Source organism: Luteitalea sp., from assembly GCA_009377605.1.
Taxonomy (GTDB): Bacteria; Acidobacteriota; Vicinamibacteria; order Vicinamibacterales; family Vicinamibacteraceae; genus WHTT01.
Genome location: WHTT01000007.1, coordinates 20,267 through 35,171, shown reverse-complemented (window position 1 = coordinate 35,171; position 14,905 = coordinate 20,267). Strand labels below are relative to the sequence as shown.

The 14,905-nt window shown below is 63.6% G+C and carries 11 protein-coding genes, 1 tRNA gene and 1 pseudogene; 9 read left to right on the top strand and 4 right to left on the bottom strand.

Going from position 1 to position 14,905, the window contains the following annotated elements:
• The first annotated feature begins 6 nt into the window (after positions 1-6).
• The 5 genes from GEV06_03625 to GEV06_03605 all read left to right on the top strand — a co-directional run bounded on the left by GEV06_03625 (position 7) and on the right by GEV06_03605 (position 8,698).
• A complete protein-coding gene (locus GEV06_03625) occupies positions 7-1,425 on the top strand; it encodes a hypothetical protein (GenBank protein MPZ16993.1) in 1,419 nt (472 codons plus the stop codon).
• Positions 1,426-1,508: 83 nt separating this feature from the next.
• Positions 1,509-3,854, top strand: coding sequence for a hypothetical protein (locus GEV06_03620; GenBank protein MPZ16992.1), 2,346 nt, complete (start codon positions 1,509-1,511; stop codon positions 3,852-3,854).
• Between the two features lie 26 nt (positions 3,855-3,880).
• A complete protein-coding gene (locus tag GEV06_03615) occupies positions 3,881-5,830 on the top strand; it encodes an oligopeptide transporter, OPT family (GenBank protein ID MPZ16991.1) in 1,950 nt (649 codons plus the stop codon).
• A 146-nt stretch (positions 5,831-5,976) separates the two neighbouring features.
• Positions 5,977-7,404, top strand: a complete 1,428-nt coding sequence (locus tag GEV06_03610; GenBank protein ID MPZ16990.1) for a sulfatase-like hydrolase/transferase — start codon at positions 5,977-5,979, stop codon at positions 7,402-7,404.
• Between the two features lie 130 nt (positions 7,405-7,534).
• Positions 7,535-8,698 (top strand): hypothetical protein, encoded by a 1,164-nt coding sequence (locus tag GEV06_03605; GenBank protein MPZ16989.1) that lies wholly within the window; start codon positions 7,535-7,537, stop codon positions 8,696-8,698.
• 30 nt (positions 8,699-8,728) lie between these two features.
• Here the strand turns inward: GEV06_03605 and GEV06_03600 are convergent, their stop codons facing one another.
• Genes GEV06_03600 through GEV06_03590 form a run of 3 tightly spaced genes read right to left on the bottom strand, consistent with a single transcriptional unit; the run spans position 8,729 to position 10,937 of the window.
• The gene (locus tag GEV06_03600) at positions 8,729-9,325 is read right to left on the bottom strand and encodes a DUF4126 family protein (protein MPZ16988.1); all 597 of its coding nucleotides are present in this window, start codon (positions 9,323-9,325) and stop codon (positions 8,729-8,731) included.
• On the bottom strand, positions 9,304-10,305 hold the full coding sequence (locus tag GEV06_03595) for a hypothetical protein (protein ID MPZ16987.1): 1,002 nt from the start codon (positions 10,303-10,305) through the stop codon (positions 9,304-9,306). Before GEV06_03595 ends, GEV06_03600 begins: the two co-directional genes overlap by 22 nt.
• 26 nt (positions 10,306-10,331) lie before the next feature.
• Complete coding sequence (locus GEV06_03590) at positions 10,332-10,937, bottom strand: CarD family transcriptional regulator (GenBank protein MPZ16986.1); 606 nt, start codon at positions 10,935-10,937, stop codon at positions 10,332-10,334.
• Between the two features lie 363 nt (positions 10,938-11,300).
• On the opposite strand from GEV06_03590, the gene GEV06_03585 reads away from it, so the two are divergent.
• The 3 genes from GEV06_03585 (at position 11,301) to GEV06_03575 (ending at position 13,422) form a co-directional block, all read left to right on the top strand.
• The gene (locus GEV06_03585; GenBank protein ID MPZ16985.1) at positions 11,301-11,897 is read left to right on the top strand and encodes a methyltransferase domain-containing protein; all 597 of its coding nucleotides are present in this window, start codon (positions 11,301-11,303) and stop codon (positions 11,895-11,897) included.
• 131 nt (positions 11,898-12,028) lie between these two features.
• A tRNA-Leu gene (locus tag GEV06_03580) sits at positions 12,029-12,117 on the top strand.
• Between the two features lie 426 nt (positions 12,118-12,543).
• Entirely contained in the window at positions 12,544-13,422 is an 879-nt protein-coding gene (locus tag GEV06_03575) for a hypothetical protein (protein ID MPZ16984.1), read from the top strand.
• A 323-nt stretch (positions 13,423-13,745) separates the two neighbouring features.
• Here GEV06_03575 and GEV06_03570 read toward each other — a convergent pair whose 3' ends face one another.
• The gene (locus tag GEV06_03570; protein ID MPZ16983.1) at positions 13,746-14,051 is read right to left on the bottom strand and encodes a hypothetical protein; all 306 of its coding nucleotides are present in this window, start codon (positions 14,049-14,051) and stop codon (positions 13,746-13,748) included.
• A 26-nt stretch (positions 14,052-14,077) separates the two neighbouring features.
• Here GEV06_03570 and GEV06_03565 point away from each other — a divergent pair.
• Positions 14,078-14,316 (top strand): annotated as a pseudogene (locus GEV06_03565) (hypothetical protein).
• Positions 14,317-14,905: the final 589 nt, after the last annotated feature.

The window sequence follows — 14,905 nt, the reverse complement described above, 5'->3', positions numbered from 1 at the left end:
ACCTTTGTGCTCTTACTTCTCGAATTCCTGACGGTGTGCTGGCTTGGCGCATCGGCGCTTGCCGCGGCTCGCCGACTGGCCCTCGGCTACCGCGACACCATTCTCTTCGTCTTCCCGCTGCACTTCCTCCTGACCGGCCTCCCGCTGGTGTGGGACATGATCTTCGGCGTTCCCACCTACCAGCGATTCCCAGGGTTCCACCTCGCAGCGACTGATCCAACAGCTCGGTTCGCTTACTGCTTGACCGTCAGCGTTCCTCCGCTGCTCTGGTGGGCGTTTCGCAGGCCTCTACGCCCAGCATCTCATCGAGGAGCTGGTTCGAAGCGCTCTGAAGTGATGCGGTGGATCGCCAACCTCAGTCCTGCCGTAAGGCTGACGGCGATTCTTGTTCTCGTGCTGCCTGTTCTTCTTGTATTGGTTTCTCCCGATCCGTCCGTGTACCTCCGTTACACTCCGTGGTGGCGTGGGTGGGCGGACGTGGAGGCCACGAGACAGTTCCACTTCTGGATAGCGCGATCGGTCCAATTCTCATTCGTCGCTGCCGCGCTCTTGCTCTTGCATGCGAAGCGGCTGGGACGTGCGCTCCTGGTGGTGGTTCCATTTGTGGCCGCGGCCGCATGGATACCGGGGAAGCGTAACGCGGTCGCATTTGCGGCGGCGTTCCTCCTGTATGCGCTGTGGGAGCGAGGTGTGCTTCGGGGCCGGCGCTTGGTCATAGTTACCGCTGTGGCGGCCATTGTGTTCGGTTTCTTTTCAGTCATCTATCAAACACAGCTTCGCTTCCCGGAGGAATATACGCGGAGCCGAACGGTGGAGGACTGGATAGAAAACGCGCGTGTCGACTTCGGGCGTGACGACGTTATCCGCCTGGTGATCCACTCAGAGCTGGACCCAGGACAACCGCAGATTCTCGACTATCCGGGGGAGAGCTATCTCGTCGTCCTCGGTGCGATCCTGCGGGGCGAGCGCATCGAAGCTCCGAGCTACCCCAACCGACTCACATCGATCGCTATGCGCAGCCCCCCGGGCGGATCGGGCGGCGTGACGACATCGATCCTCGACGAGTCGATTGCTAACTTCGGCTGGATCGGGCTCCTCGTGGCACCCCTCGTTGTGCTGGTCGTGTGCCGCCTCGGCGACTCGTGCCACGACTCCGTGATCTCGGCTCTCACTCTATTCGTGGTTGTCTGCATGTTCACGACCCACCCGCCGCCCTGGGCGATCATGGCGCTTGTGTGGACGGCTCTGGTGTGTCACGCGAAGCTCTTCGGACCAACGCACACACCTGCCATGGTTCCGCCCCCGCCCCTAGCACGTCGCACCATACGGCAGCGCGTTCTGATACCTCGGCACGCCCACGGTGTGCAAGCGCGGCATTGGCATCTGCGGTCGACGCGGGCGCCGCGTCGCGAGCTCGTCCGCTAACGACGACCGCTGGTCAATCCGCTAGCCCCCTGCACTCCGCATCCCTCCAAACCTCCGTGGTATCCTGACAGTACTCGGCTCGAATGCCTCCGTTGTTGCGGGAGCGATCCCTACGGCCTTGCAACATGGAGGCATTCTTGGTCGACAGGAAGCAACTCTCGGGAGCGCATCTCGGACTGACCGCTTACCCGAGCGCACGGAAGGCTGCACTCATGCCCTCTCCAGCGCCTGATCCTCGTGTCGTCACCCCAAAGGAAAAACGGCCAACCGACGCGCTGCACCGGGTAGGCCGGCGAGCGGTAGTCACGGGAGCCGGAATCGCCGGGGCGGCCATGATCGGCATGGGCTCATCATTTGCAGCCGCTGCCCCAAAGCGAGACGGATGGCCCGATTGGCTCGATGTGACGAGCGCCGGCGCACGCGCCACTGGGCAACATGATGAGGCGCCGGCCCTCACCAGCCTGCTGAAACGGATCGGGTCGAATTCGGCGACCGTCTATTTTCCTCGCGGCCGATACACGATCGAGAGCGACCTCACAGTTCCGCCCAACGTGGCTCTCGTCGTGGACAACGGCGCCGTTGTGGAACCAGCGGAAGGCGTGACCATGAGGATCGCAGGACCGCTGTTGGCTGGGCCTTACCAGGTCTTCGGTGGCGCCGGCCGGATTGTTGGGCGGCTGGGTGCCACTATCGCGCTTCCGCAGTGGTGGGGGGCAAAGGCCGATGGCCGGCATGATGACGCGAACGCGATCAATCAGGCGATTCAGGCCATGTCCGAAGCCGGTGGCGGTACGGTGCACCTGTTGCCTGGAACCTATCTGCTCGCCACGGTAACGCGCCCTGCGGGGAGGAACGAGCCACGATTCGCCACGCTGATTGTTCCCAAGAGCCACGTGAATATCGATGGTGAGGGCGATGTCAGTGTCCTGAAGGCTGCGGACGGCTTGAACGCGAAGGATCAGTGGAACTTCATCTATCCGACGGATGCTCGCCCGGATAATCCGTTGACCGATGTGCAATATCGCAATTTCAAGGTGGACGGAAATGGCGAGAAGAATCTCGATCAGGCCGCTGCTCGGTGGAACGCTATTGGCACGAACTTCGGTGCGCGGATTACGGTCGAGCATCTCACGTTTGTGAACAATGCGGGCCGGCAATGCCTGCAGTTCGGCAACAATGAGATGCCGCATACCGTCACGGACCTCATCATTCGCCACTGCCGCTTTGACACAGTTGGTGGGGCAGTAGCGGGCAACAACAGGCAAACCGACCACAGTTCCATCTACGCGCAAGCCGACGGGTGCCTCATCCAGAGCAACGTCCTCATCCAGCCAGTGTTGGACCGCACCAACGCCTCCACGGCTATCGAAGTGCACTCGTCCAACGCCATTGTCTCCGGCAATTACATTCGCAACTATCGCGGCGGCATCAACGTCGTTGCTACGGCGACCGACCATATCAACGTTACCTACGCCGATAACGTGATCCTCAGGTGCGAGCAAGCTGGTTTCAAGTTCTGGTGCAACAGGGATCGTGTGATGGATGGCGTGCGCATCACGCGCAACACGATCGAACAAAAGGGACCGCTGCCGGGACACCCAAAGGGCGTGCAGTCAACCGCTGCGCCCATCATCGCGATGGGCGTGAGCACCCCTATCAGATCCGCCGTCATCGAAGGCAACAGCCTCTCCTATGTAGGAAATATCGACGCACCAGACGAGCGCAACAACGGATACGGCATTTCTATAGGGAAATGTCACAATGTGCAGATCGTCGACAATCGCATTGTCGGAACGCTCCGGTCTGCTATCGCTCATGATGGTATCGTGCCATTGAGCGACGACCTGCAGAGAATCGAGATCCTCGATAATCAGATCACGGATTGCTGCCGCGCGCCTGGCGGCAGCGACGACTCCCACACTGCGGTCCTCCTGACCCACGCCCTCAAGAAGGCGGCGCGTACCCTGAGGTTCCTGCGAGTCGAACGAAACTCGATCGTCAATACGGGCGACCGGCCGACAATGACGCGCGGATTCTACGCCGCCCTCGGTCTCAGCGACGGCACGATCACAGGCAATGTCGCGATCGGCACGACCACCGACCTCACCTGGCACGGCGACTCCTCCGTCGCCCGGCTGCATGTCGAGCACATCGGATCGGGCTCGCCCGAGGACGTCGTCCGTGCCTCGGCCGGCAGCCGATACACGAACAGGGACACGGGCGAAACCTGCGAGAAGAGCTCCGGCGATAGCAGTGCAAAGGGGTGGGTGGTGCGAGCACATGCCACAGAGGCGCCGAGGGAGGGCCGGCACCAAGTCGGCGACATCGTCTACAACACCGCACCGAAGCCTGGCAGTCCCACGGGCTGGATCTGCGTAAAAGCCGGTAAGCCGGGATCGTTCGCGGCCTTTGGCCGCATCGACGCGTAGGGAAAACCTGCTAATATTGCGGCCTCATGACCGATCATGCTCCGCCCTCCGACCGGCCGGCGGCCGCGGCGGCGACAGCGCACCCGTTCGTACCCGCGACGGAGTCCCCGCGTGAGCTCACGGCCAAGGCGGTCATCCTTGGTGCCGTGTTCGGCCTGCTCTTCGGCGCGTCAACGGTGTATCTCGGCCTGCGCGCCGGACTGACGGTCACCGCGTCGATCCCCATCGCCGTCCTCGCCATCTCCGTCCTCAAGCGCTTCGGCGGCTCCACCATCCTCGAGAACAACATCGTCCAGACGATTGGGTCCGCCGGTGAGTCGGTGGCCGCCGGCGTCGTGTTCACGCTCCCGGCGCTGATTTTCCTGACGCCGTACGGTCCTGGCTACTTCACATATCTGCAGATCACGGTGCTGGCGTTTGCGGGTGGCATCCTCGGCGTTCTGATGATGGTGCCGCTTCGTCGCGTGCTCATCGTGCGGGAGCATGCCGTGCTGCCGTACCCGGAGGGCACCGCATGTGGCGACGTCCTCGTGGCCGGCGAGCGAGGTGGGCAATTGGCGCGAATGGTCTTCGCGGGGCTCGGCGTCGGCGCGTTGTGGAAAGCGTCGTCGTGGATCGTTCAGCTCTTTCGGACACAGGTCGGCTACAGCGCGGCACGGACCGGTACGTTCCCCAACGCGACACTGAATCTGGACATCTCTCCCGAGTACATGGGCGTTGGCTACGTGATTGGCCCGCGGATTGCTGGCGAGATGTTTGGCGGAGGCGTGCTGTCGTGGCTGGTGCTGCTGCCGCTGCTGAGTCTTGCGGGCCGTTCGATGAGCGCGCCGTTCCCGCCAGTGCCCGACAACGGCCTGATGCTGTCGGAGATGACCGCGAGCCAGATCTGGAGCAGCTACATCCGCTACATCGGCGCGGGAGCCGTGCTCGCCGCCGGCCTCATCACGCTCGGCCGGACGCTTCCAACCATTGTGTCGTCGTTCAGAGAGGGCGTGAAGGGGTTTGGCGCCGCGACGGAGGCGGCGCGCGCGCGGACAGAGCGAGATATCCCGGTGACCATCGTGCTGGGCGGCTCAGTGCTGCTGGCGCTCTTTCTGGCGATCATGCCGGGCATGCCCACGCAAGGAAACTTCCTCGTGTCGGTGTTGGTCATCGTCTTTGGGTTCTTCTTCGTCACCGTTTCCTCCCGCATCTGCGGCCTGATCGGCTCGTCGTCCAACCCGGTCTCCGGAATGACCATCGCCACGCTCATCCTGACGTGCACGATCTTCGTGGCCGTCGGATGGACAGGTGACTACTACGCACCCATCGCGCTCACGGTCGGCGCGATCGTCTGTATCGCCGCAGCCAACGCGGGTAACACCTCCCAGGATCTGAAGGCAGGGTTTTTGGTCGGCGCGACGCCGCGCCACCAGCAGATCGGGCTGATCATCGGTGTGATCGTCTCGTCGCTGATCATCGGCTTCACGACGCTGTACCTGCATCGGGCCATGACCATCGGCTCCGCTCAACTCCCGGCGCCGCAAGCCACGTTGATGGCCACCATCATCAAGGGTCTGCTCAGTCAGAACTTGCCGTGGGGGCTCGTGCTGTCGGGCGTCTTCCTTGCCGTCATGCTCGAGCTCTGTGGCATTCGATCGCTCTCGTTTGCGGTGGGCTCGTACCTCCCAATTGCCACGACCGCACCCATCTTCGCAGGCGGTCTCATTCGACACTTCGTCGAGCGCCGAACGGGTGTCGCGGAAACGTCCGAGATTGGAGCCGGTACACTCTTCAGCTCCGGGCTGATCGCCGGTGGCGCGATCACCGGCATCCTCTACGCTGCGCTCTACGGTTCCAACATCATCAAGGAAGCAGACTCCGCACCCGGGCTCATTCCCTTCCTGACCGAGGGCCCGGCGGGACAGATCGCCGGCTTGATCCTCTTTCTCGCCCTGGGCGCCGTCCTCTATCGCGCGGCGCAGCGCAGGCTGTAAGGATCCTCGAGTTGCGTCGATGCCTTGTGATCAGAATGTTCGGCCTGGTTTCGGACGATCCTCTCATCGCGCCATCTCGAACTCTGTGAGCTCCAGCCATGTCAGTATCTTCAGCAACCGGCGTTCTGCTGTGGCCAGGCGTCGCTATGTGCGCCGTGCTGCTCGGGCCACCAACGTTGGATGCGATCGCTTCGCGCCCTGCAGGCGACCTTCAGGCCCTCAAAGCAGCGAAGGACGCCCCTCCGCCGAGCATCGTCGTAGTGTTCGCCGACGACCTGGGCTACGGCGATCTCGGCGCCTACGGCCACCCTACGATTCGCACACCTCGCCTCGATCGCATGGCCGCCGAGGGCATCCGCTTCACACAGTTCTATGCCGCCGCGTCGGTCTGCACGCCGAGCCGGGCCGCCCTCTTGACGGGACGGCTGCCCATCCGCAGCGGCATGTCCAGCGACCGCCGCCGTGTCCTCTTCCCCGATTCCGGCGGTGGCCTGCCCGCCGATGAGATCACGCTCGCCCGCGCCCTGAAGACGAAGAACTATGCGACCGCCGCCGTCGGCAAGTGGCACCTGGGCCACCTGGAGACCTTTCTGCCGACGCGCCACGGCTTCGACTTCTACTACGGCATCCCGTACTCGAACGACATGGACCGCCTGAACGACGAGCACGTTCCCAAGGGCCGCGCCGCCTTTGCGGATCCGAAGATCGAGTACTGGAACGTTCCCTTGATGCGCAACGAGACAATCATCGAGCGCCCGGCGGACCAGACGACGATCACGAAGCGGTACACCGATGAGGCCGTCCGTTTCATCGAGCAGCATCGCGAGCAGCCCTTCTTCGTCTACCTGGCCCACTCGATGCCGCACGTCCCGCTCTTCCGCTCTCCGGACTTCGAGGGCGTTAGCGCGCGCGGCCTGTACGGCGACGTGATCGAAGAAATCGACCGAAGCACCGGCCGGATCCTCGACGCGCTCCAGCGGCTCGGCCTGGACCAGAACACGATCGTCTGGTTCACGAGCGACAATGGACCGTGGCTGACATTCGCTGAACAGGGCGGATCGGCCGGCCTCTTGCGGGAAGGCAAAGGCAGCACATGGGAAGGCGGCATGCGCGTCCCGGGCATCGCCCGCTGGCCCGGGCACATTCCCGCCGGAGCCGTGTCGCTCGATGTCGCGAGCACGATGGACATCTTCACGACGAGCCTGCAGCTGGCCGGCGTCGCCGTCCCGGATGACCGCATCATCGATGGCGTCGATCTCAGCGCGGTGCTGTCCGGCACCGGCAAGAGCCCAAGGGACACGATGTTCTTCTATCGGGGCGACCGCCTGATGGCCGTCCGTCACGGCCCGTGGAAGGCCCACTTCATCACCCAGGCGGGCTACGGCGACGACGCTCCCGAGACCCACGACCCACCGCTCCTGTTCCACCTCCAGCAGGACCCATCGGAGCAGTACGACCGCTCGAAAGATCACCCCGGCGTGGTGGCGGAGATCAATCAGCTCGTCGAGCGACACCGTGCCGACCTCAAAGCCCCGCCATCGCAGCTGGAGATCCCGTTGGCGAACCAAAACTAGTGGACGTCTCCGCGGGGCGTCCCTACCTTCCCTCTGGTAGGGCGCGTTCGCCGAACGCGCCGTCAGGACACCTCGGCCAAGCATCGCTACCCCTGGAACGAGGTTTTTCGTTTAAGCTCGATCTGTGCGTGTGAGGCATGTCGCTCTCGCCGGCTGCTGGACGGCCATCGCGGTGGTGATGACGATGGCACCAGCACTGGCTCAACCTACGAGCTCGCAGCTGTCAGCGTCGCGCCGGGTGGCTATCGTCGACGCCCTGCTGGCCTATCCTGTCTTTTTCAACGGGCAGGCCGTGCGTGTGCGCGGCGTGATCGAGACGAGCCGTGCGGGCGTCGAGCTGGTGGCGCGCGGCGGACGCATTCCCCTCCTCGGTGCGACCACAGCCCCGACCACGGGACCGGACGACGTCGTGGAAGTGACCGGCACGTTCCTCGACGTCGGCCGCTTCGCGCCGAACGATCCCCGCCTGCAGCGCTTCGACGTCGCCTCGCTCGCACGACAGCGCCTCAATCGCGACTGGCCAGGAGCCGGCGAGCTGCTGGCGCTGCTGGTCGACGCCGTCGAGCCCGCCGAGGCCTTTCCAGCGCCTTCGGTGCGTGCGCTTGCACTCTCGCCCGACCGGTATCTGAGTCACAGCGTGACTGTGGTGGGGCGGTTTCGGGGTCGGAATCTGTACGGCGACCTCCCGAAGGCGCCCGGCGTGAGCCGCTGGGACTTCGTCCTCCAGTCGGCGGATGCCGCCGTGTGGGTGGTCGGCCGGCAACCCAAGGGGGACGGCTTCGATCTCGACCCGGGCGCACGTGTCGACACCGGCCGTTGGCTCGAGGTCCAGGGCCGCGTCCGGGTGGACGAGGGGCTCGTGTGGATTGAAGCCTCCACCATCGGCATCTCCGACCCACCCGACGAACCGTCCCAGGCGCGCCCACCAACACCAGTTCCCCAGGAGCCGCCCGAGGCAATCTTTAGCGTGCCGACAGAGGCCGAAGAAGAGGCAGACCGTGCGGGCCCCATTCGCATTCAGTTCTCACGCGACATGGATCCCGACTCATTCGAGGGCCAAGTGCGTGTGGCGTACGAGCAACAGGCCCCGAGCGGCGCTTCTCGTGACAAGGCGAAGGACGTTGTCATGTTGGCGACCCTTTCCTACGATGCTGGCCAGCGTGTGTTGGAGATTGCGCTGAGCGAGCCGCTCCCGCCGTTCACACCGGTCCAGGTCACGCTTGGGAAAGGGATCGTGTCGACGACTGGGGAAGCGCTCGCGCCGTGGACGCTCACCTTTACGACGGGACAATGAGGGAGGGCGCGTTCGCCGAACGCGCCCTCCCTAGACCGGGACCGGTGAGGTGTCGGTGCGGCTGAAGCGGCGGCGCACGGCGCGTGCGATGAGCAGCGCGCTCGCGACGATAATCACGAGCAGCACCACCGTCACGACCAAGGCAACGAGGGGATAGTTGAGCGTGACGATCCCAAGGCCAACAACAAAGACATCCTCGGCCAGGCTCAAAATCCAGTTCGAGAACGGCTCCGGGCTCGTGTTGGCCGTGGCCCGCGCGCCCGCTTTCGTCAGATGACTGCTGGCGGCAACTCCTCCACCGAGCAGCGCAACGAGCCCGGTGACGGTGGGTGAAGCCTCGCCAAGCGTCGCGACGGCGATGAGCGCGCCGCCCACAGGGCGAATGAGCGTGTGAACCGCGTCCCACGCGGTATCGACCCATGGGACCTTGTCCGCGAAGAACTCGATCACGTACATCACGATCGCCGCGCCGATGATCAGGTTGTTGTCGAAGGCCTCGAACTGTGGCGGAAGCGTCACCCAGCCATAACGGGCAGCCAGGCCCAAGATGCCGACGGTGGCGTAGAGATTCACGCCCGCGGCGAACGAAAAGCCGAGCGTGCGTCCTAACGTGATGAACCCGTCCATGTCGTCTCCTCTGGAGCCCTCGAGAACGCGGAACGGACGCCTCGGCGAGGCGTCCCTCCCATCATGGTAGGGCGCGTTCGCCGAACGCGCCGTGAGCGTCCGACGGCGCGCGGCCAAAGGCCACGGCCCGCCTGCGTGGCCTTCGCCACGCCGCCGGCGAGGCGAAGGCATGTCTTGGCGTCTGCTAGCAATTGGGCGACCCGCTCGCGTGCAATATCACGAAGCGCGTGGCGGCTTTCCACGCCCAATCCCGCTGTCGTCACCGGCTCGCCAAAATGCACGCGCACGGTCGTCGGCCAAATGAGCGGGCTCCCCTTCCGCATGGCGCGGTCGGCGCCTGCAATCGCCACTGGGACGATTCGCACTTGCGCCCTCACGGCAAGCAAGAACGCTCCCATCTTGAACGGCAAGAGCTCGCCGGTCACACTGCGCGTGCCTTCCGGAAACATCAAGAACGAATCGCCGGCACGCGCCTGAGCGGCGGCGCGCTCGATGGCGCGGGTGCTCTGCTCGCGATCACGGCGATTGATTGGCACGAAGCCGACCACCTCGAAGCCCCGGCCGAGAATCGGTAAGCGGCGCAGTTCCTCCTTGTACACGATCTTCAACCGCGTCCCGATGCTCCGGAGCGCTGCGAACAGGATCGGTGGCTCGACGTTGCTGGCGTGGTTCACACAGTACAGCGTGGGCTGCGCGGGCGTGACCTGCTCGGCGCCGTTCACGATCATGCGAATGCCCGCGAGGCGGAGCGCCACGCTCACCGCCCCGTGTGCCGCCACGTAGAGCGGCCGATGCCATCCAAAGAGGAACGCGACGGCGAGCGCGACGGGCCCGACAAGGAGGATGTAGAGGCTGACGAACGCGTAGGTGACGACCGTTCTCAGCGCCGCCAACGCGGTGCGCAGGAGACGCATGGAAGGCATCATAAAACGAAACGGGGCAGGCCGCCCCGGTCTCTCGGGCGGCCTGCCCCGTCTCATCACGGTGTCTCGCTCACGGCCGGCTATTAGGAAGCGCGCACCGCCCGCCGCGCGCCAGCGCCGGCGCCAGCGCTGGCGCTGGCGGCAACCTTGGCGCTCTTGAGTTTTGCGGCACGCGTGTCGGCTCGTTCCTTGGCCGCAAAGCAGTGCTCCAGGGCCTGGTCGACTTTCTGCTCGATCTCCGGCATCGGATTTCGCATCACTTCCGCGATCTCCGACACTACGAGAAACTTTGCCCGGTCCAGCATCCGCTTTTCGCGAAACGACAGGCTCTTCGATTTGCTGAGATACATAAGGCTCTTCAGCACCTCGACCACGTCGTAGATGGAGCCGGTGCGCATCCGATCCGAGTTGTCCTTGAACCGCCCTTTCCAATTCTGATGGCTTTCGATCTTGCCGTCGCCGAGACGCGTGAACAGCCCCTCGACTTCCTCGTCGTCGATGGCGCGACGGAGCCCCACGCTGTCCACGTTGTCAACCGGTACCAGCACGGTCGTCTCGCTGGCTAGCATCCGTAGCTGATAAAAGCCGCACGTCGTGCCCAGAATGGTCTTGGTCTCGATCGTCTCGATGATGCCAAGCCCGTGGTTCGGGTAGATGACCTTGTCGCCGAGTTGGAATGTCACGTGCACCCCACTTTGTTGAAAGACATGGGAGTAGGTTAGGCGTGTCGCGAGACGTGTAGCCTCCTAGTATAGCGCGGTCGACACGGAATTGTCACGGGAAGAAGCCGCAAAATCGGCCTTTTCGTGCACGCATGCGGCGAAGTCATTGTGCAGCAGCAGGTTGCCCGCTACGAACGAACCGCCGTGTATGCGCAACGCGCGCAACCGTGCTACCCGTCAGTACTGTGACAGGATGTCGTCGGCGTCGGACGAGCGAAGTCGAAGGGCGGGGGCGCGGCTGCAAGCCGCGGCCCGCAAGAACCAGCGCAACTGTTTTGGCGTCGAAACGGCGAGGGCTCTTGAAAGGAGGGCGTGATGAGCGGAAGCCGGATGAGCGCGCGGACAACGCGCGGTCTCCTCTCCGTAGCGCTCGTGGCAACCGCCGCGGCCGCAATCGTCGATGTCGAACGTGCGGGCGGCGCACCGGCTCAGGCTCAGTCGCTCCCGCCAGCGGGGGAAAGTCTCGCGCCATATGCTCCTACTCCGCATGACGTAGTGGACCGGATGCTCGAATTGGCGGGCGTCGGCAAGAGTGATGTCGTCTATGACCTCGGCAGCGGCGACGGCCGATTGGTCATTCGAGCGGCGAAGCAATACGGGGCGCGCGGTGTCGGCATCGACATCGATCCGAAGCGCATCGCTGAGTCACGTGCCAACGCGCGCGAGGCGGGCGTGGAGTCGCGCGTCGAGTTCCGCTTGGAGAATGCGCTCACGACCGACATCTCCGGTGCCACGGTCGTCACGCTCTATCTCTTGTCGTCGTCGAACTTGAAGCTGCGTCCAAAATTACAACAAGAGCTTGGGCCCGGCGCACGGGTCGTATCACATAACTTCAGTATGGGTGGTGAGTGGAAACCAGATAAGATCGACCAGTTTACGGACAGCAACGGGAGTACGCGCGTGTTGTACTTATGGACCATCAAGTAGCGCACACCTTCAGAGGCCTGCCTGGCGGACAAGCGTGCCTGCCCGAGTGCGCTGGGAGCGTGAACGAGGCGCGGCCGCTCAGGAGTGCCCAGGCGGCATGCTAGACTAGCTTTCTTCGCCTTCGTGTGCGGGCCGAAGTGGCGGAACTGGCAGACGCAGGGGACTCAAAATCCCCCGCCTGGCAACGGGCGTGAGGGTTCGACTCCCTCCTTCGGCACCAAATAAAGGACTTACACTGAATACTCCCTAACACCATCTACGTCAGATCCACGGAGTGTGCCCAGGGTGATCGAGTGGAGCTTCTGGAGCACAGTCTGACGTGCGCATGAGCGTCGTTGCGGTTTGAGTCTCGATTGGTGTTTCTGTTCCCCGCTCGAGTCGTGGTCCCTCCGTGCGGATCGATCGCCTCCCGCCGCCCGTATCATGGCCAGCGCCCTGCGAGGGACAGATGGAACGGCGTCGGTGAAACGGCGCGTAATAGACGCGTGAGGATTGAGTCATGGCGAAGCGAACGGCAACGGCGCGAGCGCGGCCGAGTAAGGCCACGGTGCAGCAGGAATTTACGAAGATCCGCGACGAGGTCGCGGCAGCACGAGAAGCCAGAGACGCGAAAGCCGAAGAAGTCGCCGAGCTCAGAGCAGCGGAGGTGCGGCAGGCGGTCGATGGGCTGTCCGTCGAAACCGTGGCGAGAAACGTCTCCGAGCTGACCGTGCAGATTTCCAGGGCCTTGGCTGAAGTGTCCGACCAACTGATCGGTGAGGTGCAGCGCCTCGCCACCATTCGGGAATCGGTGGCGCTGGAACGTACGGAGCTCGCGCGACTGCACAAGATCGACGTCGCGCGAACGGCAGTCGATCAATTGGTACAGGAGTACGAGGCTCGCAAGCAGGCGTTGGTAGCGGAGATGACCGACCGCCGCGCCCAATGGGACGGCGAAGTCAAAGCGCGGGAACGCGCCGAGAAGGAATACGACGATACCTTGAGGAAGCAGCGCCAACGCGAGGTGGAGGAGTACGAGTACAAGAAGAACCTTGAACGCAAGAAGGCGCAGGATAAGTACGACGAGGAGGTGCGAGCAGTTGAGAAGAAGCATCGCGAGCAACAGGAAGCGTTGCAGAAAAGCTGGCAGGAGCGCGAGGCGGCGTTGAAAGAACAGGAAGAGGAACTCGTCGGCCTTCGCCATGAAGTCGACGGGTTCGGCGCCAGGCTTCAAGCGGAAGCCGAGCAGGCGAGGCTTGCCGCAATTCAGCAGACCGAGCAGCAATTCGAACAGCAGCTGCTGCTAATGACCAAAGAACGCGAGGCTAACCGCCGCGTCGCGGAGCTTCAGATCAAGACGCTCGAGGAAGTCGCCGCCGGCCGGTCTGCTCAGATTGCGGCGCTCGAGAAGCAGCTGGAAGACGCCAAGCGGCAGGTCCAGGACATTGCGGTCAAGGCGGTCGAAGGTGCATCAGGTGCTCGGGCCCTCGCCCACGTGAACCAGATCGCGATGGAACAGGCGAGGACGAAGTCTGGGCAGGCCTAGTCGACGTTCTTCGCGCGTGCCGCCAACCGGCTATGTTGATGACATGGACGGCTCGCGTCGGGTGCTTGCGGAGACCCATGCGTCGCCTACACGCTGGGCTTCGGGTCGAGCCCTCGTGGATCGTCATCTGCAGGGAGGATCTCGACGGTGCCTGGGTCTCAGGCCAGGAACGTGGGTCCGCGGCCTGAGGCCCGAGCGCTGTGTCGTCGCGCGTTTTCGCGCCCAAGGCCACCCATCCGTTAGAATTTTCGCGATGCGCCGTTCGGTTTGGCTGCCAGGCTGATGCGCAAATGGCGAAAGAGCACCCGAGTATTCTTGACGACCTAGTAGAGCAAGCCCTTCAATGGGAGGGCAACGCCTTGGATGTCGACTACGACGGCGATTTTGACGAGGTGTGCGTCATCCGTGGTGCCGTCGGATTCGGCATCGCCAGATTCGAACGATCGACTCCGAAGGCAAGGGCTCTCCGGCAGGAGCTGTGTGCACTGGCGAGGAAACAGCGCCACGTGCGTATCGGCGCTCGCCAGTATGTGCTCGCCTGTCGAGTACGCGACAGCTTCGGCGAGGACGCCTTTCGCGTCGACATACGTGGTGTCTGATCTGACGTTCGGACGTGGCAAACTGCCCATTGAAGATCGAGTGCCAGGCGGTATTCATGGCTCAGGCATTCACGAAGCTGCAAGGGCAATACCTCGCGTTCATCGCCACGTACTCGAAGCTGCATCGACGGCCGCCGGCAGAGGCGGATATTCAAGCGTATTTTAGGTCACGCCGCCATCCGTGCACAACATGGTCCTCGCCCTCGAGCGGCGTGGTCTCATTTCACGAACACCTCGAACACCTCGGTCGATTCGAGTGCTCGTGGATCCCGCGCTCCTGCCGCCGCTCGACTGACTTCGGCCGAGCGCGCGCGCGGGACCGACCGACCTCGCGACTGCGATCTTGCCGCCCCGCATGATTGGCCGCGAACGTCATATGCACCAACTCACGTCATCCGGCTCACGGCTCGTGGACGAGCCAGTCATGGTCTACACTCACGACGCCCATCGACACGGAGGTTCGGAAGTACCGCCGTCTGGAGCACGCAGCGCGACCCATCTGGAGCGCGGGATCACCTGCTCTGGCCTCGAAATAAACCAAGGCTCGCAAGTCTATTCGTGCTTCACGGGACTGAGCGCGCGGTCGCGTTTCCGCGGCGTGGCTACGAATAGTCGCGGTCGTCCTGGGACGCGACCGACACTCTGGCGTGATTCAGTCGTCGCGTCTCCGCTCGTGCGTCAGCCGCTCAACTGCAGTGACGTGGCGAAGGCTTCTCTTGAATCGTACTTGCATCTGTTGAACCAAAGCGGTGTGGTGTAAGGGTGTGGATGGATGGCCCGTGACCATCGTCACCATATCTACCTCTGCGTCACCCTCTTGAAGCCAACTGCTCTCGCTTCGCCGGCTGCGTTTCATCATTCGTCTCCTTTCTTGCGTCGGACAA